Here is a 26,217-nt window from a genome sequence, read left to right as displayed (position 1 = left end):
TGAAGATGATATTTTGCGAAACTCAACTTGTATCAATTATTGCTGTTTTTCAGCATTCTTTTTAACTCAAAAAATCTACTAAACAATATATTTGTTATAAGTATCACGTTTTAAATATTGATATTTCTTAGCATAATTCAAAACCCCAAACATATCATACATAACTTATATTTTTTAGCAATATTTTTGTAACAAAAAGCATAGATTCTTTCACTAGTATAATAAAAGGAAATTCTTGATTAACTCATACTTAGCGATCGCTTTTTTGTCTGCGCTATAACTTGATCTGGCGATCGCCGTAGTTTTAAAACTAGACAAAGTTCGGGGATTCCCCGAAGTTGAGCAACTTCCCCTAGCCGTCTAAGCCGGATTTTACAAGCTTTTCCACTATTTAATGCTCTGTTGGCTTAGGGGAGTTTCCCTAAAATATTCTGAGTATATAGATGAGCGAACCAAATTATACAACTAAAAACTAAAGAGCGATTAGCATTATGTTAAAACTTACATACACCGAAAATAGCTTTAGCCTAGAGTATCTCGAAGAAAATTTAACAGATTGGGTAAATAAAAGAGTCATCATGGCTGTACATTCTGCGACTAAGCTTCATGTTGAACCAAGTACTGCTGCTTTTTTATTGCCTGCTGAATTTTCACATTTAACAGATTTAAAGAAACTCAATCAAGAAAATATTTTAGAACTTTGTCCTTGCGATGCCTCTTCTATTGAAGTTATTCTTAAAGGCACTTGGCTAACATCAGATACAGAAAGCGAATCAGGTATTTTCGTAACTGCACTGAGCAAATCTGCGGAATTATTGCTTCACCAGCTCTCAAAAGCTGAACAACTCTGTTACGCTTAACTCTCCAATTATTTAGTCTTGCTGTTCGCGGGACTTTGGTGCGACTTCCGAATCCGAACTCTAAAATCGTCCTAGCTAGTCGTGCCGCCTTTCCCCGAACAGCATCCAATAATAGGCAGGGGAGCAGGGAACAGGGAGCAGGGGGAAGGAAAAAAGATTTATCTGAACCGTATTGCTCTATGAAAGTTTAATTAGAATTACCTAAAATTTTTCAGTCTTGCTGTTCGCGGGACTTGAGTATGACTTCCGTTCCAACCTTTTAAGTTGTTAAACCTAGTTGTACCGACCTTTCCCCGAACAGCTTCAAAAATTCCAAATAGTTTAATCTGATTATCTCAAATTTTTCAGTCTTGCTGTTCGCGGGACTTGAGTATGACTTCCGTTCCAACCTTTTAAGTTGTTAAACCTAGTCGTGCCGACTTTCCCCGAACAGCTTCAAAAATTCAAAATTCATTATGGCTAACAACTATACAAACCGCGTCGAACAGGTGGCGCGAGAAGATTTAGTAATGTTCATCAATGCTTGTCTTGCCTGCACAGGACAGCGTGAATTTTATGATGATGCTTATGGGCAACGCGTATCAATTGACTTTTTACATGATTATATTCTTGGCAATTATCGCTTACTTTATGCCCGTTCTTTAGCCGCAGGTATTAACCATTTTAATCAAGCGCAAATTATTCTCAAGCTGTTAGCAACGGGAAAGGATACATTGCCACAACATAAGGAAGAGGAAGGTGCATTAATAGCCCATGCACTTAATGCTTTGCCACCACAACGGGCTTGGGGAGTGTTGCAACAGTTGCGTCAACGACGAATTAACAACCGTCGCAGCCGTGCGATCGCCCGTGATTATCTAAGTATGCGGCGTGATATAAATTTCCATGCTGTCAAGTATCGCCCAAAAGTAAGAGCGATCGCTGTCCATGCTCACCTGAAACTTCATGGTGAATTGGGTAATTTTCTCTTCCGTAACTGGAAACAAAAGGTTTACGAAACAGAGTTATTTGAGAAGTTTCGCCAAGCACACTATAGCGCAGAAGCAATTTATGAGTTGCCGTTTACCGTTGCTGAAGGGTTAGCAGTAAAACACAAAGTTAAACGCGATGTGTTTTTGTCCAGAATTCAACAGCAGATGACTGTAGGCGAAAAGTTGCGTTTGCAAGGTGCAGCAGAACGAACTGAAAAAGTTGAAATTGACTTAGATTTTGGACGCCTTCCCTTAACTAAGTTGGCATTGTATATCTTGTCTTTGCCTTTGGAAACCAGAAAACAGCAATGGGATGTATTTAACTCAGCAATGGAGCGATCGGCAAGGTTAGTATTAAAAAAAGCACCACTCAAACTAGGAAAAGTTGCAGCAGTCTTGGATTGTAGCTACTCCAGTTCTGGATCTAGCGAAAAGCGTCGCCGTCCCTTGGGTGTAGCTGTTGCTACTCACTACTTGCTACAAGCCGCATCAAAGGAATATCGTCCTTTTTGGACAGTCCCCACAGCAGATGCTTTGCAAGTATATGCCCACGGACAAACTGATTTGGCAACGCCACTATTAGCAGCCTTGGGATCGGGCGCAGATTTAGTAGTGATTGTCTCGGATGGTTGCGAAAACTATCCACCCAAAGGTGCGGCAGAAGTGTTAAGGGTATATCGCAGCAAGTTAGATCCTTGGCGGCGGACTTCAATTATTCATTGCAATCCTGTATTTAATTCCGAGGATTTTTCTTTGCGTGCCCTTAGCCCAACCATCCCAACTGTGGGGTTGAGAGATGCAGAAGATTTACCGACAATGCTGGGTTTTGCCCGCTTTGCTGATGGTTCTGCCGCTTTATCAGAACTGGAAGCGTATTTGGCTGAACGAGTACAGCAAATGTTGGCAAGTGATGAACAAGAGAAGTTGAAGCTTTAACTTTGGAACACGGAACGTCGAGTTCAAAACACGAACATTTTAGTTTCAAACACGACACTTCGAGTTCAGAACAAGAACGTTTTAGTTTCAAACACGACACTTCGAGTTCAGAACACGGAACTTCAAGTTAAAAACAAGAAACTTCGAGTTCAGAACACGGAACTTCAAGTTAAAAACACGAAACTTCGAGTTCAGAACACGGAACTTCAAGTTAAAAACACAAAACTTCGAGTTCGTACCTCGGAAGTTGAGCTTTCTATCTCACACTTTGTGAAGATATAACCCGCGAGTTTATGCTGCAATAGCATCTGCAAATTGTTTCGTGTCTGTATACTGCTGAAACCTTACCACGCTTCCCTCTTTCACGCCCCAAACGTGCGCGAACTGTGCCTGCACTTGTTTTTGTGTCTGTTTGTGTTTCCCCGTATACGCACCCAACACTACAACGTGATTCCCAGCATCAAAAAACTCCGCAGGCGTGGCGGCGAAAGAGTCCCACTCAGTACCAAGACGCATATACACCCCTTCGAGTATCGCTTGCGGCCCTATGTAAGGGCTACGATCCGCGTAAATGAAGTTATCAGCTTCTCTCCATTCGATTTGTTCATCCATCTGACTTAGCACCGCCGGGACGTCACCTCTGCTGAAGGAATCATAGAGTCCGCGAATCAGTTCCACATTCTCTTGTGACATAGTAATTTCCTATTACGATATGGCTTGAGATTTACGATGCAATTATATAACTCAAAGGTTGCCCAAATACATTCATGCACTCACTCTTTCAGCGATTTTTCTGATTATTTCCTTAAAATCTTCCTTGTTATGGGATTTATTGCCCATTACAGTTCAGATAAGAATTGATCATCCCTAACTCTCCTTTTTAAGGAGGGAATTAAGCCCCCCTTTTTTTAAGGCTACGGTGTACACACATCTGTGTACTAAACCGAAATCATTGTATATCCGTCATTATCCTCCGATAAATTGGAGGACTTTGAGGGATTTTAGCCCCCCTTTTTAAGGGGGGTTGGGGGGATCAAAAGACTGTGGGGCAACTTTCAAAGACTTGTGTGTACACCGTAGCTTTTTTAAGGGGGGTTGGGGGGATCTTCCGGGAATACTAATAAAACTGAACCATATTGGTTGATTTCCCTGATGTTACGGCGCAAGGTGACAAAAGATAGCGCAAATAAATATTTTTGCCACGCACTCCCGACGAATTATAAATTGGTATCAAATATGGCAACCAAACAAAAATTATTAACAGATATATCCTTAAAAGGATTAGAAATTGCACCTTCGCAAGTATGGGGATCAGTGCGTATTGTGCCACTACTGCGGCGACAGGTGCGTGGAGACTTGCGTTTATTGCGGCGTTCTTATAACGAAGACATCACCGTTGTCTCCTTAGATGGTGAGATAACAGAACCAGGGATGAAATATTTCTCTTATGTACCCCACGGTTTAGTCATGTCTTGGAGTGATGATGGTAGCCCGGTAGCTGCTTTTGGCGGACAGATGGTAAAGCCTGATGGTAAAAGTTTAGATTGTGGTTGTGCAAGTGTGCGGTTGATGCATCGCATGGCAAAGCGGGAATCAGGAAACCAACTGAGATTTCTGTCATTGCACTTAGCAATGGAAGGTTTTTTATCGCTGTTTTTTTCAGGCCCCGATATTGCTTGGAGTGAGTATTCCAAGTATGCTCTTGCTCATGGATTGGGTTCGCGCTACGAAACATCTGTTAGTGGACGTTATATTGCTGGATTGGAAGATGCTTTACGCGTGTTTGAGATTCATCCAAAACAGGTGGGAGTTTTAGTATTTGTTGCCGAAACTTTAGCATCAGCTTTTGTAGTTCCAACTCCAGAAGACTACCGGGCTTTGCATAAGTCTTTGCTAGAGGATTTTTATGGAGAGTTGATTTATGAGTACAGCTTACTTTACGACACAAATTTTCCTATGGATGTGTCTGTAGATGAGTCTAAGATTAATAGTTTGGCAGATTTGAGAAGTGCGATCGCCAAAATGCGATCAGATTGGGCATCGTTTCAAGGGTTCATGGCAGAAGGACTTTTACAACGCCAACTCAATTCTCAAAGAGTTTATACTGCTGGCCCGTTTGTGCTGCAAAGATTTATCACAAATCTGCATCTCAAAGAAGAAAACCATATTGGAGAAGCGATCGTCCGAGAAAATGGTGAATTGGAATACCTTAAAACTTATCGCTTATCTGCTGCCCAAACCCGCCGAGTTTATTTACTCAGTCAGCTAAGTTTATATAACTGGAACTTGGATGCTACTGCTAAAGCACTTGGTAACACTCGTGAAGAATTCGTAAAACGCATAGAAGCAGCTGGCTTTGGGTATCTACTCAATCAACAGGTACGCGATGCAGCACGAAAAAAGTCCAAAAAATCTTGAGCTATCTCATAATATTGTTGTGGGATGGGCAAGATGCCTATCCTACAAGAGCTTTATAATATCTAGATATGCAAATTAAACATCAGAATAAGTAAAATGAGACTGGTGTTAAATGTGGGTTAGCGATCGCACAGCGTTTCACAATAAATTTTACCAAAGCTATTGCAATTATATTTATTTCTCAACTCTGATAAATGATCGCTTGTGGGTTTAAAATCTGAAGTGAAGTGTAGACTTGCAGTAGATTTTCCTCAGCTTGCCTTTGCAACATCATTATTCAAGGCTGTGAGGCAAGATAATAAAGCAATCAACTAGATTTAGGGGTGAAGCGATGCAATTAGAAGATTATTTTGACTTTGTATCCCCCGATGATATTCGCTTGAAAGGACACCGCATCGGCATTGATAATGTACTTGATTATTACTTAGAAGGATATACACCAGAAGAGATTGTTGCTAATCTACCCACTCTGAGTTTGGAGCAAATTCACGCTACTATTACTTTCTACCTCCATAATCGCGCTCAAATCGACGCTTATCTGTTACGTCTAGCATCATGGCGTGAGCAGCGTTATCAAGAATCTGTTGCTAATCCTTCACCGTTGGTGCAACGCCTCAGAACATTAAAATCTCAAAAAACTGAACAGCAGGTAAACGCTTTGTGAAGGTTCGTTTTTTGCTCGATGAAAATTTGTCGCCGCGTTTGAAAGTAGCTGTTCTCCGGCTCAACCCCACTATAGAACCCATTTGGGATCTTGGAAGAACGGGTAAAATGAGAAATAAATGCCGTACTCCAGCAGCTTAACCGACAAAGAGTGGGCAATCATTGAACCACTATTGCCGCAGAAAAAGTAAACCAGACCACCAAAGTGGACAAAGCGACAAATCTTAGATGGTATCTTCTATCAACTCAAGAATGGGTAGGTCGGATCAAGTTATCCGGAAACTTCTCAACGTCTCCCCTCTATCAGGTTTCTGCGATGCGATCTGCTTTGCAGCAACGCTTCGCGATCGCTTTCAGCCCCTACTCATCCCTACTCAATCTTCCAATTAGGCGTATAACCAGAAGTAACTTGGCTATACATTTGCAAGACCGATGCAGAAATATGTCCTGAGAGTTTTGCGATCGCCCATAGCGCTCTTGTAAAATCATTTTCAATTGTTGAGAATTCGCCCAGGAAAAAGTTTATGGCAGATATGTCCGGTCAAGACCCCTCGGAAATCACAATGGCAACGGTTGATGAAGAACGAAAAGGCGCAACTTTCAGCGGTACGGTCATCCTTGGTATAGATCCTGAGGGTGGGGAAGTCGTTTTCTTTAGAGACTTTTTAATTGAAGATTATAAAGGCGAACTTACCGCTTATCTGGCAACAGATGGCGATATAACGAAAAGCATTGATTTAGGCGAACTCGATCATAAAAGCCCCAGTTTTAGGCTGCCAATTCCGCTGGGAACGGATACATTACCCTACAATACAGTCGTGTTGAGCGACAAAAAAAGCAAGGAAAAAATCCTGACGATCAATCTATAAAATTTGTAACTTAGCTCGTAGTTCAGCCAAATTCGATTGCCCTCCTGTATAGATCTCAAATGGGTTCTATAGATATTTTGCGTGTAGGTGAGAGTAATGCACCAGAACTGGGGACTTTAGACCCCGATGTTTTACGTTATCTGGAGTTATCTCAAAGGTTGTTGGTAACAGATAATCGCGCTAGTATGCCAGCACATCTAGAAGCACATTGGGCAGAAGATAGGCATATTTGGGGCTTGTTCTGGTTGCGTCCGAGAATACCAATAGGGCAATTAGCACAAGAACTATTGCTGGTTTGGGAGACTACTGAGGTGGAAGAATGGATAGATCAGTTGGAATGGATTCCATTTTAGGCGATCGCAAGCTTTCGGTTCAATGATATACCAAAATGAATGCGTGAATTACTCAAATGAGAAAGCAAACTGAGGTTTAAGAAAGCAAAAGCTTCTTTTGCTTGCGGAAAACACCAAAATGAGAAAGCAAACTGGGGTTTGAGAAAGTAAAAGCTTCTTTTGCTTGCGGAAAACACTAAAATGAGAAAGTAAAAGCTCCTTTTGAGAAAGTAAAAGCTTCTTTTGCTTGCGGAAAACACTAAAATGAGAAAGCAAAAGCTCCTTTTGAGAAAGTAAAAGTTCTTTTTGAGAAAGTAAAAGCTCATTTTCAGTAAGCCGAATGGCATTTTTACTTAGTTCAATATGAATTTAGGGAACTCCAAAAAATAAATTATTCCAATTTCTGGTTCAACGCGACTGTTCCTTCCCCCTGCTCCCTGCTCCCCTGCACTTAATGCGATGGGATATTTTTTTAGTTGGAAGTCCCTTAAGTCTAGGCGATACCTTCGGTAAGCTTTACTAAGGCGTGTCTAAGTTTTATCACGGTACGCTTTGCACAAAACCTGTAAATTTGTAGCCCCATGTAGTCTATTCTGGATTTGAGAGGATTTGCCTGGTGCAAAATGAACCGCGATTTATAATCGCCACTTTCTCAATTACAAATTACTAATGCAATTTGATATCCAACTATTACCACGCATTGATGCCAAATCTCTGAGAGAAAATGGCAAACAATATTATATAGATGCTAAGGGAAATCGCCTTCCCAGCGTGACGACTATACTTAATGCCACCAAACCCCAAGCAGATCGTGATAGATTACTAAACTGGAAAGCGCGTGTTGGTACAGAAGAAGCATCCCGCATTACCACAGCGGCGAGTCGTCGCGGAACTAAGACACACAAGCAAATTGAGCGCTATCTTCTTGGTGAAAATCCTGTTTGTTCAGAAGCCAGTCGCCCTTATTGGGAAAGTATCAAGCCAGTTTTACAAGAAATCAACACAATTAGGCTCGTTGAAGGCTCAGTTTTTCACTACGATTTGAGCTATTCTGGCAAAGTTGATTGTATTGCCAGCTATCAAGGCATTCCTTGTGTTTGCGAGTGGAAAACAGCTGATAAACCTAAAGGTTCAATTGAGCGATTATATGAACATCCACTGCAACTTGCAGCATATATAGGAGCAGCTAACAAGTATTATCAAGATTATGGTATTCAAATAAATCATGCGCTGTTGGTTGTAGCGATTCCAGAGATGCCAGCAGAGGTTTTTTGGTTGGAACCAGATGTTATTAACTATTATTGGGAACAGTGGGAAGCGAGAGTTGCTGAGTATTGGAGACGCAAAAAATATTGGGATTATTAAGGTGGGCAATGCCCACCCTACTTGTGTAAAAATTTTATGTTTGTAATGGTAAAACAGTAATTAACTCAGAAAATCTAGCAAAATCAACTGTGTTGTAAGTAAGTAGGTTAGGAATACCATAAATTAACATTGTGGCAACAATATTTGCATCATGAACTTGCTTACCACCAATAGAAATTGTCTCCATGAGTGTCAGCAATCTTTCCGTCACCAAGAAGTTATCTTCTGCCACCTGAAAGCGGTTATAGAAATAGCGAAGATCCTGAATTACTATTGCAATGGGTAGTGGGTTGGCAAATTGTTGCGGACGGGTAAGCGTAGCCAAATATTCCCGCAACACTTGTCGGCTAATCCACAACTCAACTCCTGCATTATAAAAATCTTGGATAGCCTCCATTGCAACTTGGTGAAATGGAGACTGAATCTGACTAGCGTAGACCAAGATATTTGTGTCTAGAAAAATAGAATCACCGTCCCCAATCACCATACATATCCTCGCGTCTTAAAGAAAGATTTTCAGGCCAAAGTCCACAATTATGCACAGGAAAGTTTAAAGGAGGACGCTTTTCTTTCTTCTCTGCTTTCTCAGCCAAAGGCTTCTCATCAATTACTATCACTACCTGATGTTCTCCCTCTGGAATATCAGGCGGTAGTTGCACTGTAATTTTCCCGTCTTTTGTAACTGTGGCAATTGTTTCTATACTTCTCATATAATTTCTCCTTGATTAATCCATCACAGCTAACACAGCTTTTGGTAATAATTTATCTTTAAACCAAATAATTCTGGCGGGGACATCATTTAATTTCACGCCAGCTTTCTCTAAATTTAGCCGTTCAGAAATTGCCAAAATTAAATCATCACGTCCAGCACGTCGCACCTGAGAAAACTTTTTTTGTAAATATTCAGGTCGCCAATAACCGACAATTTCTAATAGAAAGCTACGGCCATCAGGATGTACTAAGCGAAAATCGGGAATCATCACACTCCCAGGAATGGGAATTAAATCAACTTCTCGCTCTAATGCCCATTCAGATTTTAGAGCATCCCATTTATCAGCAAAGGATGCTTCTAACATACTATCGTAGGGTTTACCTGGGGAGTAATGAGATACTAAACCGCATTCGGAATTGAGGGTAAAACGTCCAGTTCTCCAGGTATTGGTGTAGGCGTCGCGGGTTTGCAGGGTGGAAGCAAGACTCCATCTAGTAACGTGTAGTAAGGCAGGAATAAGTTTAGCGATCGCCAACCCATAACGCGTACTAGGATTAAATAAACTCGTCGGCCCATCAATGGTAATTGTAAACCCGTGGTCAGCATCGCCCTCAATATAAGCCATCAATTGAAATAATTTGAGATAGCGAAATAACAGCTTATATTCTCCGGGAACATTGCGATGAGCATTTAAAATTAATTGACTAGCTTTATAAAATACTCCCTGCACTTGTGATAAATTATATCGATGCAACAAATTTTGCGGTGTGGGTGCATCGAAAACAGTCAAAATTTTATTTTCAGATAAATCAGCATATAGCCCATTATGAACCTGTTCTGGTAAAACTTCTCGCTCCAGCTCATGACTTAACTCATCAGCAATTTTGCTCAAAGTCTGTTGTGTTGATTCTCGACTAGGAACAGATTTGGCAGACAATGCAAACACCCTTTCTCTTAACATTGGTGGTTCTAAGGGACTCACCACTTCAAAGGTGCAAAAGCTGCTTTTAAGAATATAAGCCAAACCCCGCTTGACGCGGTAATCTGTAGTATCGCCTTCAAAATCTGCTAGTTGGCGTTCCAACATACCTTGAGTTTTACCAACGGCTTCTTGAAAATAAGTAATTAACTCATTAGCTAAATTTAAATGTTTATCATCTATCTTCAATCGCTTGGGGATGATTTCTTCACCGTTGTGGCGGTGCATTAGTAATTCTGTGGGTAACATGATAGTTGAATAATTCGTAATTCGTAATTCGTAATTAACTACGAATTACTTTGACTATGTTAAATCGGGGGGTTCTTCGTTGCGATTTGTGGAATATTTTATTTCTAATTGTTCCGCAGCTTTAGCACTTTTTTCTTTACCAGTTCCATATATAACTTGCAAATGTCCTTTCTTATCTTTCTTTCTTTCGTGTCCTTTGTAACTTTGCGCTTCGTTACTCTTGTCCATCCCTCTTCGCCGCGCGGAAGTTCTTTCTTCACTCGTATCTTCAGCCACCACTTCGTATAATATCGCCTGCTTATTTTCGATATTTCCTTTACGTAAAACTCTACCCAAACGTTGAATATATTCTCTTGTTGAACCTGTACCAGATAAAATAATCGCAATCGAAGCTGCTGGCACATCAACACCTTCATTCAACACATGAGAAGCAATCAAGGTATTATATTCACCCTCACGGAATTTTGTTAATATCTCATGCCGTTCTTTTACAGGTGTTTGATGAGTAATTGCCGGAATTAGCAACTCTTGAGAAATCTTATAAACCGTGGCATTATCAGCAGTAAAAATTAAAATTCTTTGCGGGAAATGTTCTGCTAATAAATTCGCCAAAATTCGTAATTTGCCATCAGTCCCCAAGGCGATTTCTTTGGCTTCGCGGTGGGCTAACATAGCTCTACGGCCAGTTTGCGATCGCGCGCTCATTTGTACAAACATCTGCCAGCCTTGAATACTTCCCAAAGAAATCCGGGATTCTCGCAAAAAATCATTGCGTAGTTGAATTAATTGGTTGTATTTTTCGCGCTCATGTTGGGATAATTTCACCTTAATTTGGACTATTTCATGTTCTGCTAAAGCATTTCCTGCTAAATCTTCAGCGCGTTTGCGATATACTTCTCTACCAATGAGGATATTTAAGTCAGCGTGTTTACCATCGGTACGTTCTGGTGTAGCTGACAGTCCCAAACGATAGGGTGCGATCGCATACTCTGCAATTACGCGATTAAAATCTGTCGGTAAATGATGGCATTCGTCAAAAATGAGTAAAGCATATTGATTACCTAAGCTTTCTGCATGAATTGCTGCACTATCGTAGGTTGCAACCAAAATAGGTGACTTATCCCGCGAACCACCCCCCAGTAAACCCACCTCAGCATCGGGAAACGCCGCTACTAGGTGAGCATACCACTGATGCATCAAATCCAAAGTCGGCACTACAATCAGCGTCGTGCGCGGTGTTGCTTGCATCGCCATTTGTGCCAAATAAGTCTTTCCGGCTGCGGTAGGAAGCACTACTACACCTTGCCTCCCCGCCAGTTTCCACGCTGCTAACGCTTCACTCTGGTGGGGATAGGGTTCCATTTCCAGACTCGGAACCAAATCTAAAGCATAAAATTCCTTCGCTTCATCGTTAAAATTAACCTCTTCCGCCTGTAGTGCTTCCACTAAACAGCGATATCTAATTGCCGGTAGACGAAATTTTTCTACCCTATCATCCCATGTCGCATAATCCATCCAAGCTTTGCCGCGTGGAGGTGGATGCAAAATTAGTGTGCCACGATCAAAAGTTAATGTGGGGGTGCGAGCCATTTAGAGCTTTCTCCCTACGTTTTCGCATTTAATTACTAATAGCGCAAAATGTACATCATTCTTGCCAACTACTGCACCAAAATCTAATTAGATGTGCTGTAGCGTTTCTAGCTAACCTGCCTTTTGTAATTTTGTTAGGAAAATTCCATCCCTTTCACTCTTCACTTTTACCCTTAGCTCGATTTCTAAGCTTGTAAAAAATACCTAACTATTAGAAAACACGGCTTTTGTATCACAATGTAAGTATTTTTGTGTAAAATTCAGTTAAACTATCATGGAAAATTATATTCTTTTAGAAGATGCTTAATTAAGAACTGCTAATTATATAGCAATCCGATTTGATTTCTGAATCACTCGTAGAGGTAAGGGACTGGGGATTGGGGACTGGGGACTGGGAAGAAGGAATAAAGGTGTACTGAATTTTGTTCAAAAATTAAATATGAGTCCTATATCTTTTGTTGTTTGTTAGATAAAAACTAAAAATTATATAATTTCAACGGTTGTTAGAATATTGCCTAAAATTAACTAACATTGCTTATTACTACTTTAGATAGATACGCAATAAACAAATGTTGGCTATGTATTTATCCAATGCATAATAAGTGTTAAGCGATCGCTTGCTCTAGCTAATTTCGGAAATAGTCCCTACAGCTAGCTACACCAAAGGAGAGGCAACATTGGAAGGAATATACTTCTTTGTCACGCTTTATGCTGTGGCATTTTGTTCTGTAAATGTAGCAGTAGCAATGCTACTTTTGTTAAAATCGCTACTGAGGCAATCCTTTTTACCGCTGTTTTTGTCTGACGCCGGGGTTAATTACTGGTATCGCTTCTTGGAAGTAGATTACTTGCTATCAGTTAGCATTTCATTATTTATTGTTACTCCAGACAACATCCTTAGTTGGTGGCATTTGTACTGTGAGGTAGTACTAAATTAACACAATTAGTAATTACTAATTTGTAATTCGTAATTAAAATTCCAGTTAGAGTCCCCCTGTATCTATAAGCAGCCCTGTTTTGGTTGGCGTCTAAATTACCATCAAAACTTAACTACGAACTACCAATTTTTCACCTGTCCTCTGTCAAGAATTATGAGTAAAAGCTTCGTATGCGACCGGACTTATCATTGAAAACCATTTTTAAGCATCCTGCCGGGACTTCCTATTTTGTCTTAGTAGGAACATTGCTGCTTACTGCTGGAGCCACATTTTTAGTGGCGATGACAGCGGAATCTCAAGATAAGTTCCGTTTCCAGAATGCAATTACTCGCACCCAGGACAATATTCAAAATCGCTTGGATACTTACATCGCCTTGTCAGGGGCAGGTAGTGCTGTGTTTGCTGTTAATGATCAAGTAAGTCGGGCACAGTTCCACACCTTTGTTAAGCAACTTAACCTACGAGAACGCTATCCAGGGATACAGGGAATCGGATTTTCGCGGCGAGTTAGTCCAGAAGAATTAACAGCACTCATCAGCGAGATGAAAAGGCAGGGAGTAGAAAACTTTAGCATCCGGCCGAATTTTCCCCGCAGTGAGTATCACTCAATTATTTACTTAGAACCGTTGGATCAGCGTAATCAGGCAGCCATCGGTTTTGATATGTTCACGGATACAGTGCGGCGTGCGGCAATGGAACGTGCCCGTGATAGTGGCACAGTTGCAGCATCTGGTAAAGTCACCCTAGTACAAGAAATTGATCGCCACAAGCAAGCGGGCTTTTTAATATACATTCCGGTTTACCGTAACGGCATCAGAACCAATACAGTAAGTGAACGCAGAGCAAATTTACTCGGCTTTGTTTACAGTCCGTATCGTGCAGGTGATTTGCTGCAAGATATTTTTGGCAGCGAAAAACAACGCTTAATTGATTTTGACATTTATGACGGCACGGAAATTAAACCAGATAATTTGCTATATTCTTATCGCAATAATACTGAGAACCCCCGGTTTCAAACAAATAAAACTATTGCAATTGCCGGACGGACTTGGACGATAGTTTTCACTTCAAAGCCTGAAATGAATTCGCTGTCGCTAAGAAATTTAGTACCTTATATTGGGTTTACTGGGGCAGCAATTAGTTTAGTACTATTTGCTATGGTGCGATCGCTGAATAATAGCCGTCATGCAGCAGAACGCTCTGCCGCTGCCTTGCGCTTATCTCAAGAGGCACTTCAAGAAAGTGAAAAGCGTTTTCGGCGATTAGTAGAGTCAAATATTTTTGGAGTTGCCTTTGGTGACTTCAACGGACGCATAAAATATGCTAATGATTATTTCTTAAACATGGTAGGCTACACCTTAGAAGATATGCTTGCAGGTGAAGTGCGCTGGGATGCCATGACTCCATCAGAATATCTATATTTAGATATCCAAGCAGCAGAAGAACTGAGGAAAAATGGAGTTGCCCCTCCTTTTGAAAAAGAATATATCCGCAAAGATGGTAGTCGCGTCCCCATTCTCATCGGTCGTGCATTATTGCAGGGATCTGATGTTGAGCAAGAAGAAATTATTGCTTTTTCCCTAGATTTAACTGCTCAAAAACAAGCACAAGAAGCACTACGTCAACATGAAGAGCAACTGCGGCTAATTACAAATGCTTTACCTGTATTTATTTCCTATGTTGATGCCCAACAACGCTACCGTTTTAATAATAAAAAATACGAAGAATGGTATGGGATTAAAGCTTCGGAACTTTATGGCAAGCACATCAAAGATGTTGTGGGCGATTCAGTTTATGATTCAATTCGTCCGTATATAGAAACAGTTTTATCAGGAAAACCAGTAAATTACGAAACCCAAATTCTCGCCCCAGATGGCAGCAAACGTTATGTGAATATCTCTTATGTTCCTCAGTTCAGTCAAGGGGGAGAAACAGAGGGATTTGTTGCCCTAATTAACGATATTACGGAGAACAAGCAAGCAGAACAATCTCTCAAACAAAGTGAAGAACGATTTCGCAAACTTACAGAAAAGGTGCGCGTGATTCCTTGGGAGATAGATGCCATTACAGGGAATTTTACCTATATAGGGCCGCAAACTGTTGAGATTCTTGGCTATCCATTGACAGATTGGTACACCAACAATTTTTGGGAGGAACACATCCACCCAGAAGATCGGGAATGGGCAATTAACTATTGCACAGAATCTTCGCAGTCATTAGATGATTACGAATTTGAATACAGAATGTTAGCAGCAGATGGCAGAGTAGTATGGCTGTATGACATTGTTAATGTGGTAAGGGGTGAAGATGGGTCACAGCTATTGCATGGGTTCATGATTGATATTACCGATCGCAAGCTCGCAGAGCAAGAACGTGAACAACTCCTAGAACGCGAAAAAGTAGCACGCACCCAAGCAGAAGCCGCAAACCTTCTCAAAGATGAGTTTTTAGGCGTACTCTCTCACGAACTCCGCACCCCTCTCAATGCTATGGTTGGCTGGATACACCTACTTAGAACCCGCAAGTTTGATGAAACTACTACTGCTCGTGCCTTAGAGACTATCGACCGCAATACTAAAACTTTGGCACACTTGATAGAAGGTGTCTTGAATGTTTCCCGAACTATTCAAGGTAAACTCTGCTTGCGTCTAGAAAAAGTAGAACTTCTATCGGTGGTAGAAGCAGTCATTGATACTATACGTCCAGCTGCCGATGCTAAGGAAATTCAGATTGAATGCAGACTTGATCCAAATATAGGGATAGTAGTGGGCGATGGTGACCGCTTACAACAGGTTTTCTGGAATTTGATCTCTAATGCCGTCAAGTTTACACCCAACGGAGGTAGAGTGGAAGTGCAACTAGAGCGCCTTGATTCCCTCGTGCAACTTCGGGTAAGTGATTCAGGAGAAGGCATTACCTCCGACTTCCTACCTTATGTGTTTGACCGCTTTCGCCAAGCTGATAGCTCCAAGACACGCCCTCATGGTGGGTTAGGATTAGGACTGGCGATCGTGCGCCACTTAGTAGAATTACATGGTGGTACAGTTACTGTTGAAAGTGCAGGCATTGGGCAAGGGGCTACCTTCATTGTCAACCTGCCAATGAAAGTTGTGGCGTAAAAGGGATTGGGGATTGGAAGGGGACTAGGGGACAAGGGGAGAAATTATTACTCAGCACTCAGCACTTCATTACTTGGAACGTCAAGCTTGAAACTTGGAATGTCGAGCTTTTTACTCAAACAGGACTTACACAACTGGTACAGAGCGATCGCTATCTAGCAGTACCTTTGTATTTCCTGAAGTGGCTGAATTGTCAATAATTTAGTAGCATATAGAACTTAATTGCTTGATGTATTCTAAAATTGCGATCGCCAAACCAATACAACCTGAAAATTCCAGCGTTCTCAAGGGCAAATTTAATTTGTGCAAGCCGATGCAATTAAATTGCAAGCCAATGCAATTGAGTTGTAGACCGATGCAATTAAATAACACGGCGATGTTTCTACTAAACTGCAAGACAGAACTAATCTATTAAGCCATGTTCAGCACTTTCCGTAACAGTGCTTGGTCTTCTAACTTGGCTTTTAAACGACCATTTTCGACATCACGAATCCAGCTTTGGCTTTTACCTGTCAACTTTGCTAACTCTCTTTGGGAAAGGTTCAAATTTTTTCGCGCTTGCAAAATCTGTTCGCCAAGCAAGTCGTTTGTGATTTTGGGGATTCTTTTAGTTTTATTTACTGTGCGTCGCTGCTTTTTTTCTGAGTCTGAGTGTTGTTGCTCCCATTCTGGTGGTAGTTGAAAGGATAAAATTCGCGCATTCATTAGCAGATTCCATTTACCACGGGGGCCTGTATCTGTGAGGCGGGTTGCACCGCAACCATCATTAGTCCAAAATTCTAATGCTGCTTCTGGATCTTCCGGCAAATCTACTAACTTTGCCCACAACGGTTGGATTTCTAGCGGGTAAGTAATCGGGTCGAAAAGTGGTTTAACTCCATAATGATTGAGCATTTCCAAATCACTTTCAAAAGTCCGCAACAGACGTTTGCGTTCTTCTCTTTGTCTGGAAGCTAGGGTAACTTTTTCCTCACCATAAGCAACACGCAGTAAAGTGGGAACTGTAATACGTTGCTCTCTACCCATTTTAGTTTTAAACAGCAACCACAGCATTAATCTTACTGCTCCTTCATGTTGCTGCCAAATGCTCATAACTGTAGTTAATAGCGTTTTAGGTAAGTTGCCATATTGATAGAATGCAGTTCGCTCCTTACAAGCTTGTTTATTTAAGAAATGCTGTGCCCAGATTCCTGCTTTCACTTTGAAAGTTAGCCCAACTAAGTATTTGCATCCCAGATCGTCTTCTTGAAAGTGGTGTTCAATGTCTAGTAAGTGCCACAAGCGGCTTCCTGCAACTGAGAATCTTTGAACTCGACCTTGTTGGGGCCAGTCAATGGAAACTATCAATGAGCAAGCTTGCTGCACGATGTTTTTCATTAAACCCAGCTTGGCATTTTTGCTTAGGTCTTTGCGTTTCTCTAAGCCCAAATATTTCTCTAATTGTCGTTCATCAATGGAAAATTCTTGCTCCCAAGGTTGCTCAAGGACTGTAGCATGAGCTGCTAGAATTAGATGTATGCAAGCTGCTCTAATATCTAGTTCCTCAATTGCTTCTAACTCTGTTATGCGAGTACTGACATTGAATGGATCTTGGATATGAAATGCGATCGCACCTCTACCTTGCTTGACTTGTCGGCTATAACATAAATACCCTGCTTCATCGATTTCCCAATGTAGAGATGTTCTCTGTGCCAGTACATTGCAAGCTTCCCAAATAACGATTGCTGAAGCAAATGGGTGATTCTTGCCATTAGAAAATAAATCTGGGCTAGTAGCATCTCTTGGTTCTACTTTACATCTTCCCTTTTTTGCCTGCCAAGGAATGGGAGACTTAGTAGGGCAAGCGATTACACATTGCGGTTCGGGATAATAACCCTCACAATTGTTACAAAGACCAGGATCGATCCAGTATTCATTGTTTTCGATTTTGATTGCACCCGTAGGACATTGGGGACGGCAATTGTCACATCCAACGCAACTGTTATTAGGAATTGTATAAGGCATAATGCACTTCCCACTATTCTCGTTGAGATGTTTGGCTCAAGTCTCCCCTGGATGTGTCCTTTTTCTTCATAATATTCACGACTCGCTAGCAAATTATTTCCTAAACAAGAAAAATTTTTTCTTGCCTCACTAATCACCCACATCCGTATTTAGACTTTTCATCCAGTTGGAAGCTATTTAAGGCTCTTCATCTAAGCCTCATATTAGTTCTTTATTTACTATACATTTCATAACCATTTTGATGAGTTTGTTCATAATGAGCTTAGAAATACTTCTTAATATTTTTTATTTATAACTGCCCTAAAAACTGTTTTTATTTGACTATAAAACCTTACCCGAAGAGTTTTTGGTAAACATTTAGGATTTTTATTAGTAGTCTTCATTTTATTTATTAAGAATTTTAATATTTTGCATTGCTTAATATTCTGCTATAAAGATTACATTTTTCCTCATTCAAGAATTTCCTTTTAAAATTTGAGTTAATGTCCAAAGATAACATTCGCTTTTACAAAATTTGTATCAAATATTGATAGGGTTAAGTTTGCAATTGATATCTACGAAACAAATAATGAAGAGATAGGAATACAACTATAGCAATCCGATTTGATTTCTGAATCACTCGTAGAGGTAAGGGACTGGGGATTGGGGACTGGGGACTGGGAAGAAGGAATAAAGGTGTACTGAATTTTGTTCAAAAATCAAATATGAGTCCTATAATAAAACATAAATTTGTATATTTACATACTATTTAAGTAATTTCTCTATGTCCAGGCAAGGAAATTTTTATTAAATCAAATAACCAACTGGATAAATTCCATCTTCTTATACCCAGCAAATATTTATTTAATTGATTTTTACTTCTAGCAATCAGAGTATATTATCCCTGAAGGCAAGATATAGGATACCTAAATAGTACGTTCGTCAAAAATTTTAATTCTTGTAGAGTGGGCATTGTCCACCCTACCGTTTAGGATTACTAGATAATTTTAAATGTTTAACAAGCATTGATAGAATTAATCTAGCTAACAATTATTGGCAAAGTATTGCATTTAAACGAGTTCAGAAAAAATAATTAATACTTGGTACAAAAGTCATAAAATTTTGACTATACAAAAATAAGTCTTTAATGACAAAAATAGAGAATTAAGATTAAGTTAGGATGATAATCAAAGTACAAACAGTTTGTAGGCAAAATTGCCGAGGGATTATACATGGCACAACTAACAGGATTGACATTCGGAGGTAAAGCTTGGACACCCAAATTTGCCCAAGAGATTGATAAAGACAAATGTATCGGCTGTGGCAGATGCGTTAAAGTATGTGGGTATAATGTGTTGGATTTGAAGGCACTCAATGAAGAAGGCGAATTTGTCGAAGATGAAGATGATGAAGAAATTGAACGCAAAGTAATGACAGTTGCTTCTCCAGAAAACTGTATTGGTTGCCAAGCTTGTGCGCGGATTTGTCCCAAGAACTGTTACACCCATGCCGCATTAAACAATTAAGGTTGTTTGGCATTTGTCAAAGTAGTTGTGCATTCAAGGAGGCATTAATTCAAGAAAGCAAGGTATTAGAGGGGAATGTTATGGGCATTGGGAATTAGGGATTGGGGATTGGGGATTGGGGACTAGTATCTTTACTCAACACTCAAGACTCAGCACTCTTTCGCTGCACTAGATATTTACTCAAACTGGCAAAAAGTTTGTAGTAAACAAATGCGTAAATCTTAAAATGTTATCTATTAACCAATTTATACTTGCTGCAAATTTAGCCTAATTAATAATAGGGCTGATAGTGCCTTCCTGAATAGCTTTTCTATAAGCCACAGACTCCTTTGTTATAGGAACTGAAGAATATATGGAATTTTTTTGGGGGAAAAGATATGAAAAAAATCTGGAAAATTCCCCCAATTTCTATAAGCGTAAGTTAGAAAAATAGTGAGAGAAAACAAAAACGCTGCCCTGTAGATGAAGGGACTGGCTGGGGACTGGGGACTGGGGACAAGGGGACAAGGGGACAAAAGGAAAAGGGGATAAGGGGACAAGGAAAATTTACTTAATGCCCAATACCCGATACCCAATACCCGATACCCAATCCCCAATACCCGATACCCAATCCCCAATACCCAATACCCAATACCCAATACCCAATCCCTTTTGACGGCGTTTTACAGAGCAGGTAGTAGATATGGAACAAATTCCTGTTTCGCTTTGGACTTTGGTTGCTGGAATATTAGTTACAGCAATCAGCATTTGGATTGGTCAACACCACAGTCTATTACCAGTACAAGCGTCACTACAAGCGCCTATGGTAGACGGATTTTTTAATATCATGTTTACCATTGCGATCGCTCTTTTTTTGGTAGTAGAAGGAACAATTCTGATTTTTTTGGTTAAGTACCGTCGCCGTCGGGGAGATAATACCGATGGCGTGCGAGTTGAAGGTAACGTTCCTTTAGAAATTTTTTGGACGGCAATCCCATCACTGATTGTCCTCTGCTTAGGCATCTACAGCGTAGATGTTTTTAACAGAATGGGAGGATTTGAAGCAGTCGGTCATCCTCATGGTGCGGCTCATGTTGCTCATACGAGCGGAAGTGCAATAGCTGCTACCCTGGATAATCCCTCAGAATCGGCAACTGCACCCACAATCGGCATTGGTGCTAGTCCTGCAACCCGAAATAAAGCAGCCGACTTAACTGTCGATGTTCAAGGGATGCAGTACGCCTGGATATTTAACTATCCCGATAGTGGCATTACTACTGGAGAATTGCACGTTCCGGTTGGTGCTGATGTGCAACTCAATCTTTCAGCACAAGATGTAATTCACTCATTTTGGGTTCCTAACTTCCGGTTAAAGCAAGACGCAATTCCCGGTATCCCTACCCAATTGCGATTCGTCGCTACCAAACCAGGTACATATCCTGTAGTTTGCGCTGAATTGTGCGGTGGTTACCACGGCTCAATGCGATCGCAGGTAGTTGTCCACACACCAGAAGAGTTTGATAGCTGGCTGACAGAAAACCAAATTGCTCAAAAGCAAGACTTGCATCAAGCTGTTGCTATTAACCCAGCCAATTTATCAACATCAGAATTTCTTGCTCCCCATGTTCATGATCTGGGAGTGAGTGCAGCAACTCTAGAGCCATTGGTCAAAAGTCATTAGTCAAGAGTCAAGAGCCAATGGTCAAGAGGAATTGCTTTAGACTCTGGACTTTTGACCCTGGACTTTGCGTAACAGTAAAAAATATGACAAAAGTAGAATTTCCGCGGAATACGCCACCAGAAGATAAACCGCCAGTGGTGGTTGGTCACGCCTCCCACCCGAAGGCGTGGAAATGGCAGGATTACTTTACATTTAATGTTGATCACAAGGTAATTGGTATCCAATACCTAGTGACCGCATTTGTGTTTTATCTGATTGGTGGACTGATGGCGATCGCCATCCGTACTGAACTAGCAACACCAGAATCAGATTTCCTCGACCCCAACCTTTACAACGCTTTCATGACCAATCACGGGACGATCATGATCTTCCTGTGGATTGTCCCAAGTGCAATTGGGGGATTTGGTAACTTCCTAGTACCGCTGATGGTTGGTGCTAGAGATATGGCTTTCCCCAAACTGAATGCGATCGCCTTTTGGCTAAACCCACCAGCAGGTTTGTTAATACTAGGTAGTTTTATCTTTGGCGGTTCTCAATCTGGTTGGACAGCTTACCCACCTTTAAGCTTAGTTACAGCACCAATCGCTCAAAGTATGTGGATTTTGGCGATCGTGTTGGTGGGAACTTCCTCAATTTTGGGTTCGGTGAACTTTGTCATTACCATCCTGATGATGAAGGTTCCCAGCATGAAATGGGATCAACTACCTTTATTCTGCTGGGCAATTTTGGCAACTTCCGTGTTAGCACTCCTCTCTACACCAGTGTTAGCAGCCGGTTTGGTGTTGTTATTGTTTGACCTCAACTTTGGCACTTCTTTCTTTAAACCAGATGCAGGCGGTAACGTTGTTATTTACCAACACTTATTCTGGTTCTATTCTCACCCGGCAGTATATTTAATGATTCTGCCCATCTTCGGCATTATGTCCGAAGTCATTCCCGTTCACGCCCGTAAGCCAATTTTCGGATATAAAGCGATCGCTTATTCGAGTTTGGCAATCTGCGTTGTCGGTTTATTCGTCTGGGTACACCATATGTTTACGAGTGGTACACCCGGTTGGATGCGGATGTTCTTCACCATCTCTACCTTAATCGTTGCTGTTCCCACTGGCGTGAAGATTTTCGGTTGGGTTGCGACTCTTTGGGGTGGAAAAATCCGGTTTACCAGCGCCATGTTGTTTGCGATCGGCTTGTTGTCGATGTTTGTTATGGGCGGTTTAAGCGGCGTGACCATGGGAACAGCTCCCTTTGATGTCCATGTCCACGACACTTATTATGTAGTGGCACACTTCCACTACGTCTTGTTTGGCGGTTCCGTGTTTGGGATTTACGCAGGTATCTATCACTGGTTCCCCAAAATGACCGGACGAATGCTGAATGAAACTTGGGGACGGATTCACTTTGCCCTCACCTTGATCGGTACAAACCTCACCTTCCTACCGATGCACGAATTGGGTTTGCAAGGAATGCCTCGCAGAGTGGCAATGTACGATCCACAATTTGTTGACCTCAATCAGCTTTGTACCATTGGTTCAATTATCTTAGGGCTTTCAGTTGTTCCCTTCACCATTAACATCATCCAAAGTTGGATGAAAGGGCCTTTGGCAGGTGATAACCCTTGGGAAGCCTTGACCTTAGAATGGACAACTAGCTCACCACCAGCGATTGAAAACTGGGAAGTGTTGCCCGTTGTGACTCACGGCCCTTATGACTACGGCCATGATAGTGTGCCAGTAGGAACGCCGGAAGTTAGTGCTTAGTTAAGTATTTATTACTTGCTACTAACAGAAATATTGTAGGTTGGGCAATTTGCCCACCTTCAACCAAATCTTTTTTTGTCTCACGCAAAGGCGCAAAGGCGCAAAGGTGCGAAGAAGAACGACAAGCACGAGATAGAAACACTCTTCCCTTCTGCCCTCTGCCTTCTGCCCTCTGCCTTCTCTCCACAACTACAATATGACCATAGCGACAACAACGAGCGAACATCACGAAGAGCATCATCCCGATTTACGAGTTTGGGGATTGTTGACTTTTCTCGCCTCTGAATCCCTGATGTTTGGGGGATTTTTTGCCACTTACTTGTTTTTCCGAGGTACTACAGCAGTTTGGCCTCCAGAAGGTAGTGAAGTAGAACTACTTGTACCGACGATTAACACCATTATCCTGGTATCCAGCAGTTTCGTTATTCACTTCGGTGATAAGGCGATTAAAAAGAATAACGTCAAGGGAATGCAACTGTGGTACACAATTACTGCAATCATGGGTGCAATTTTCTTGGGTGGTCAGGTTTATGAGTACTCAACTTTAGGATATGGTCTGACTACCAACGTCTTCGCCAACTGCTTCTATATCATGACTGGGTTCCACGGTTTGCACGTTTTTGTGGGACTGTTATTGATATTACGTGTATTGTGGCGATCGCGTCTTCCCGGTGAATATTCTACAACCAATCATACTTTCATCGAAATGACAGAAATTTACTGGCACTTTGTAGACATCATCTGGATTGTTCTCTTCACCTTAGTGTACATTCTCACTTTGTTTTAAAGAATTGGGAACTGGAAGAGACTGGGGACTGGGGATTAGGGACTAGGGACTAGGGACAATAGCAATTACCAATACCCAATTCCTAATACCCAATACCCAATACCCAATACCCAATACCCAATACCCAATACCCAATTCCTAATACCCAATACCCAATACCCAATACCCAATACCCAATACCCAATCCCCAATCCCTAATACCCAATCCCCAATATGCAAGTTGATACAAACAAATTCTCATGGTTCCAAGTTCCAGAGGATATCAAACAGTTATTGATATTGGCTGCACAGACCTGGGAGGATACATCAAAATCAGAGAAATATATGCAACAAGCTATAGCTAAAACTGGTGAATATACAGAGGTTTTAGTAGCAGCATATAGGTATTTTTATTACAAAAATAATTATGTTCTAGCTTTACAAACAACAAAGCAATTGTTAGATAAAATTAAAGAAGCAGAAAAATTTCCTGATGATTGGGAGCAACTAAAGCCAATTTTAGTTATTCGGAAAGAAGATTCCCAAATCAGACTGTATTTGAATGCTTATGCTGCTTCTGGATTAGTATTAGCCAAGCTAGGAGATATTGAGCAAGCTAAAATAATCAGCGGCAGAGTAAAAGAGATAGACGAGAACAATGATTTTGGAGCGGGAATTCTCTTAGATATCCTCACACGACCGCCGGAAGAAGATGATTGATTCTTCGCCGCATCTTACTAAAACTGAAGAGGCAAAATTCAACAACTATGAGTCATTTTTTATCCAAAAATCCATCTTTTTATCACCCTCTCTCATCATCTTCCGTTACTCCTCCTACTTTGATTGCTAATCCTATTATTCCGATTCAGCCTATACCTATAATTACTCCCATAAATCCCCCTGCGCCTGTTTTTCCTCTAAACTCTTTTCGATTTATGGGTTAAAATTTATGCAAGGTAGGGATTGGCTTGTAACTGGCGACGGCAAGTTACAAGCTTGTAAATCTGCGAGAGCATGGGATTTGCTGCGTGAGAATTATCGCCTTTATCGGTTTTTGACTGAGGTAGAAGATGTTCTCAATAATGTTGATGATGAATCAAGTCGCCTTCCAGAACTTAGGATGCTGGTAAGGCGATTGATTGTTAATTCTTACTGGGTAAATAGTCAATATTTAGAACCTTCACCGAAAGCAGGAGAATCTGTTCTACTTCTTTATGATGAGTTAGGTTTTCCCCTAACAGTGCAAACAGTAACATTTGCACCAGGAACATTCTCGACGATTCACAATCATGGAACTTGGGGAATAGTCGCTGTTTTAAAAGGTCAAGAAAAAAATACCTTTTGGCGGCGAAACCCTAGCCCAGATGCACAAAATAAAATTGAAAAAACGGGAGAGGTCAACTTATCACCGGGAGATATTATTAGCTTTACTCCTGATGCAATTCATTGTGTGCAAGCAGTAGGAGATGAACCGACTGTGACTTTTAACATTTATGGAGAAACCGATCCAAAGGAAAGATTTGAGTTTGATCCAGTGGCTCATATCGCTAAAAAGTTTTAGGCTTGTTAAATAACTCTGCGTTACTTTGCGCTTTCCTCAGCGTCTCTCTGCGTTTAAAATCACTCACCTTACAACAGACATAACTAGGAGATCGCTAAATGGCTAGAGTAATTTTTTATGAAAAACCAGGCTGTAAAGGTGGTACAAAACAGAAAGTTTTACTAACAGCCGCAGGCCATGAAGTAGTAGCGCATAGCTTACTTACAGAACCTTGGACAGCCAAACGTTTGCGCTCATTTTTTGGCGATCGCCCCGTAGCCGAATGGTTTAATCGTAGCGCGCCACGGGTAAAATCTGGTGAGGTGGTTCCAGAAAACATTAATGCAGATACCGCCTTATCGCTGATGCTGCAAGATCCGCTATTAATTCGCCGTCCGTTAATTCAAGTAGGCGATCGCCGCGAGGTAGGGTTTGATGTCGAAAAGCTTGATGCTTGGATTGGTTTACAGCCTGTAGATGAATCCTTCCGAGAAATGGCTGAAAACCTGATGAGCAAAGATTTACAAGGCTGTTCTCATGGCGATGGTCATCACCACCATCATCACGAAGGTGGATGTAAAGGTAATCATTAAAACGAAGCTAGCTAGCTGTAGCCATTAAATCAGTGAACAGTGAATTTTATAACTGATCCGTCTTTCTCCAAGCCGGAGAGGGACGGTTTTGTGTGGCGTAATATGGAAGCTATTATTCGTACAGAACGAGGGCTGGTGATCGCTCTTATACGCATCACTTTGTATCAGTTGACGGACTATATTCATAGAATTGAGTTTTAACACCAACTCGAAAAATCCGGCTTGATATTTGGGCGATCGCATTATCTCAACAAAGCGTAGACGCAGAGCGGCTTGTCGCTAGACATCGCCTTTTCAATCTCGCATTATCAGAAAAGAGCCAGTATTTACCCACTCCCTTGCAATGGAAGCGATCTTCCTTGTAATGGAAGCGATCTTCCTTGCAATGGAA

Annotated in this window: 23 protein-coding genes; 16 read left to right on the top strand and 7 right to left on the bottom strand. The window is 41.1% G+C overall.

The annotated features are described in order from the left end of the window. Nucleotides 1-491 precede the first annotated feature (491 nt). Together AC5JL8_RS31745 and AC5JL8_RS31740 are read left to right on the top strand one after the other, a co-directional pair. On the top strand, nt 492-860 hold the full coding sequence (locus tag AC5JL8_RS31745) for an alr0857 family protein (RefSeq protein WP_495883651.1): 369 nt from the start codon (nt 492-494) through the stop codon (nt 858-860). A 455-nt stretch (nt 861-1,315) separates the two neighbouring features. Continuing rightward, entirely contained in the window at nt 1,316-2,767 is a 1,452-nt protein-coding gene (locus AC5JL8_RS31740) for a hypothetical protein (RefSeq protein WP_495883650.1), read from the top strand. 291 nt (nt 2,768-3,058) lie between these two features. Here AC5JL8_RS31740 and AC5JL8_RS31735 read toward each other — a convergent pair whose 3' ends face one another. Next, nucleotides 3,059-3,460 (bottom strand): nuclear transport factor 2 family protein, encoded by a 402-nt coding sequence (locus AC5JL8_RS31735; protein WP_495883649.1) that lies wholly within the window; start codon nt 3,458-3,460, stop codon nt 3,059-3,061. 543 nt (nt 3,461-4,003) lie between these two features. On the opposite strand from AC5JL8_RS31735, the gene AC5JL8_RS31730 reads away from it, so the two are divergent. From AC5JL8_RS31730 to AC5JL8_RS31710, 5 genes are all read left to right on the top strand, one after another. Then, on the top strand, nt 4,004-5,185 hold the full coding sequence (locus AC5JL8_RS31730) for an ARPP-2 domain-containing protein (RefSeq protein WP_495883648.1): 1,182 nt from the start codon (nt 4,004-4,006) through the stop codon (nt 5,183-5,185). A 331-nt stretch (nt 5,186-5,516) separates the two neighbouring features. After that, a complete protein-coding gene (locus tag AC5JL8_RS31725; RefSeq protein WP_495883647.1) occupies nt 5,517-5,849 on the top strand; it encodes a DUF433 domain-containing protein in 333 nt (110 codons plus the stop codon). Nucleotides 5,850-6,372: 523 nt separating this feature from the next. Further along, the gene (locus AC5JL8_RS31720) at nt 6,373-6,717 is read left to right on the top strand and encodes a hypothetical protein (protein ID WP_495883646.1); all 345 of its coding nucleotides are present in this window, start codon (nt 6,373-6,375) and stop codon (nt 6,715-6,717) included. A 59-nt stretch (nt 6,718-6,776) separates the two neighbouring features. Next, nucleotides 6,777-7,070 carry a DUF5615 family PIN-like protein gene (locus AC5JL8_RS31715; protein ID WP_495883645.1) on the top strand — a complete coding sequence of 98 codons (294 nt, stop codon included), beginning with the start codon at nt 6,777-6,779 and terminating at the stop codon, nt 7,068-7,070. Nucleotides 7,071-7,718: 648 nt separating this feature from the next. After that, nucleotides 7,719-8,414 (top strand): PD-(D/E)XK nuclease family protein, encoded by a 696-nt coding sequence (locus AC5JL8_RS31710; protein WP_495883644.1) that lies wholly within the window; start codon nt 7,719-7,721, stop codon nt 8,412-8,414. 34 nt (nt 8,415-8,448) lie between these two features. On the opposite strand, the gene AC5JL8_RS31705 is transcribed toward AC5JL8_RS31710, so the two are convergent. The 4 genes from AC5JL8_RS31705 to AC5JL8_RS31690 are packed head-to-tail and all read right to left on the bottom strand — an operon-like array spanning nt 8,449 to nt 11,944. Then, nucleotides 8,449-8,901 (bottom strand): type II toxin-antitoxin system VapC family toxin, encoded by a 453-nt coding sequence (locus tag AC5JL8_RS31705; RefSeq protein WP_495883643.1) that lies wholly within the window; start codon nt 8,899-8,901, stop codon nt 8,449-8,451. Beyond that, nucleotides 8,882-9,124: a hypothetical protein gene (locus AC5JL8_RS31700; RefSeq protein WP_495883642.1), complete on the bottom strand. Its 243-nt coding sequence runs from the start codon at nt 9,122-9,124 to the stop codon at nt 8,882-8,884. Before AC5JL8_RS31700 ends, AC5JL8_RS31705 begins: the two co-directional genes overlap by 20 nt. Nucleotides 9,125-9,139: 15 nt before the next feature. Next, on the bottom strand, nt 9,140-10,354 hold the full coding sequence (locus AC5JL8_RS31695) for a DUF790 family protein (protein WP_495883641.1): 1,215 nt from the start codon (nt 10,352-10,354) through the stop codon (nt 9,140-9,142). Nucleotides 10,355-10,408: 54 nt separating this feature from the next. Continuing rightward, a complete protein-coding gene (locus AC5JL8_RS31690) occupies nt 10,409-11,944 on the bottom strand; it encodes a DEAD/DEAH box helicase family protein (protein WP_495883640.1) in 1,536 nt (511 codons plus the stop codon). Nucleotides 11,945-12,621: 677 nt separating this feature from the next. On the opposite strand from AC5JL8_RS31690, the gene AC5JL8_RS31685 reads away from it, so the two are divergent. Then, complete coding sequence (locus AC5JL8_RS31685; protein ID WP_495883639.1) at nt 12,622-12,882, top strand: hypothetical protein; 261 nt, start codon at nt 12,622-12,624, stop codon at nt 12,880-12,882. Nucleotides 12,883-13,052: 170 nt separating this feature from the next. Then, nucleotides 13,053-16,001, top strand: a complete 2,949-nt coding sequence (locus AC5JL8_RS31680; RefSeq protein ID WP_495883638.1) for a CHASE domain-containing protein — start codon at nt 13,053-13,055, stop codon at nt 15,999-16,001. A gap of 411 nt (nt 16,002-16,412) precedes the next feature. Here the strand turns inward: AC5JL8_RS31680 and AC5JL8_RS31675 are convergent, their stop codons facing one another. Continuing rightward, a complete protein-coding gene (locus tag AC5JL8_RS31675) occupies nt 16,413-18,005 on the bottom strand; it encodes a helix-turn-helix domain-containing protein (RefSeq protein ID WP_495883637.1) in 1,593 nt (530 codons plus the stop codon). 1,211 nt (nt 18,006-19,216) lie between these two features. On the opposite strand from AC5JL8_RS31675, the gene fdxB reads away from it, so the two are divergent. From fdxB to AC5JL8_RS31655, 4 genes are all read left to right on the top strand, one after another. Beyond that, the gene (gene fdxB, locus AC5JL8_RS31670) at nt 19,217-19,510 is read left to right on the top strand and encodes a ferredoxin III, nif-specific (protein ID WP_495883636.1); all 294 of its coding nucleotides are present in this window, start codon (nt 19,217-19,219) and stop codon (nt 19,508-19,510) included. A gap of 682 nt (nt 19,511-20,192) precedes the next feature. After that, complete coding sequence (locus tag AC5JL8_RS31665) at nt 20,193-21,170, top strand: cytochrome c oxidase subunit II (protein WP_495883635.1); 978 nt, start codon at nt 20,193-20,195, stop codon at nt 21,168-21,170. Nucleotides 21,171-21,253: 83 nt separating this feature from the next. Next, nucleotides 21,254-22,927, top strand: coding sequence for a cytochrome c oxidase subunit I (ctaD, locus tag AC5JL8_RS31660; protein ID WP_495883634.1), 1,674 nt, complete (start codon nt 21,254-21,256; stop codon nt 22,925-22,927). Between the two features lie 196 nt (nt 22,928-23,123). Continuing rightward, nucleotides 23,124-23,714, top strand: a complete 591-nt coding sequence (locus AC5JL8_RS31655) for a cytochrome c oxidase subunit 3 (RefSeq protein ID WP_495883633.1) — start codon at nt 23,124-23,126, stop codon at nt 23,712-23,714. Between the two features lie 82 nt (nt 23,715-23,796). Here the strand turns inward: AC5JL8_RS31655 and AC5JL8_RS31650 are convergent, their stop codons facing one another. Continuing rightward, nucleotides 23,797-23,955 (bottom strand): hypothetical protein, encoded by a 159-nt coding sequence (locus AC5JL8_RS31650; RefSeq protein ID WP_495883632.1) that lies wholly within the window; start codon nt 23,953-23,955, stop codon nt 23,797-23,799. Here AC5JL8_RS31650 and AC5JL8_RS31645 point away from each other — a divergent pair. The 3 genes from AC5JL8_RS31645 to AC5JL8_RS31635 all read left to right on the top strand — a co-directional run bounded on the left by AC5JL8_RS31645 (nt 23,928) and on the right by AC5JL8_RS31635 (nt 25,826). Then, a complete protein-coding gene (locus AC5JL8_RS31645; RefSeq protein ID WP_495883631.1) occupies nt 23,928-24,413 on the top strand; it encodes a hypothetical protein in 486 nt (161 codons plus the stop codon). The genes AC5JL8_RS31650 and AC5JL8_RS31645 overlap by 28 nt on opposite strands. A 229-nt stretch (nt 24,414-24,642) precedes the next feature. Next, nucleotides 24,643-25,254, top strand: coding sequence for a cysteine dioxygenase family protein (locus AC5JL8_RS31640; RefSeq protein WP_495883630.1), 612 nt, complete (start codon nt 24,643-24,645; stop codon nt 25,252-25,254). 98 nt (nt 25,255-25,352) lie between these two features. Further along, nucleotides 25,353-25,826, top strand: coding sequence for an ArsC/Spx/MgsR family protein (locus tag AC5JL8_RS31635; RefSeq protein WP_495883629.1), 474 nt, complete (start codon nt 25,353-25,355; stop codon nt 25,824-25,826). Nucleotides 25,827-26,217: the final 391 nt, after the last annotated feature.

The organism is Mojavia sp., assembly GCF_059505145.1.
This window is presented reverse-complemented; position numbering and strand designations above follow the sequence as displayed.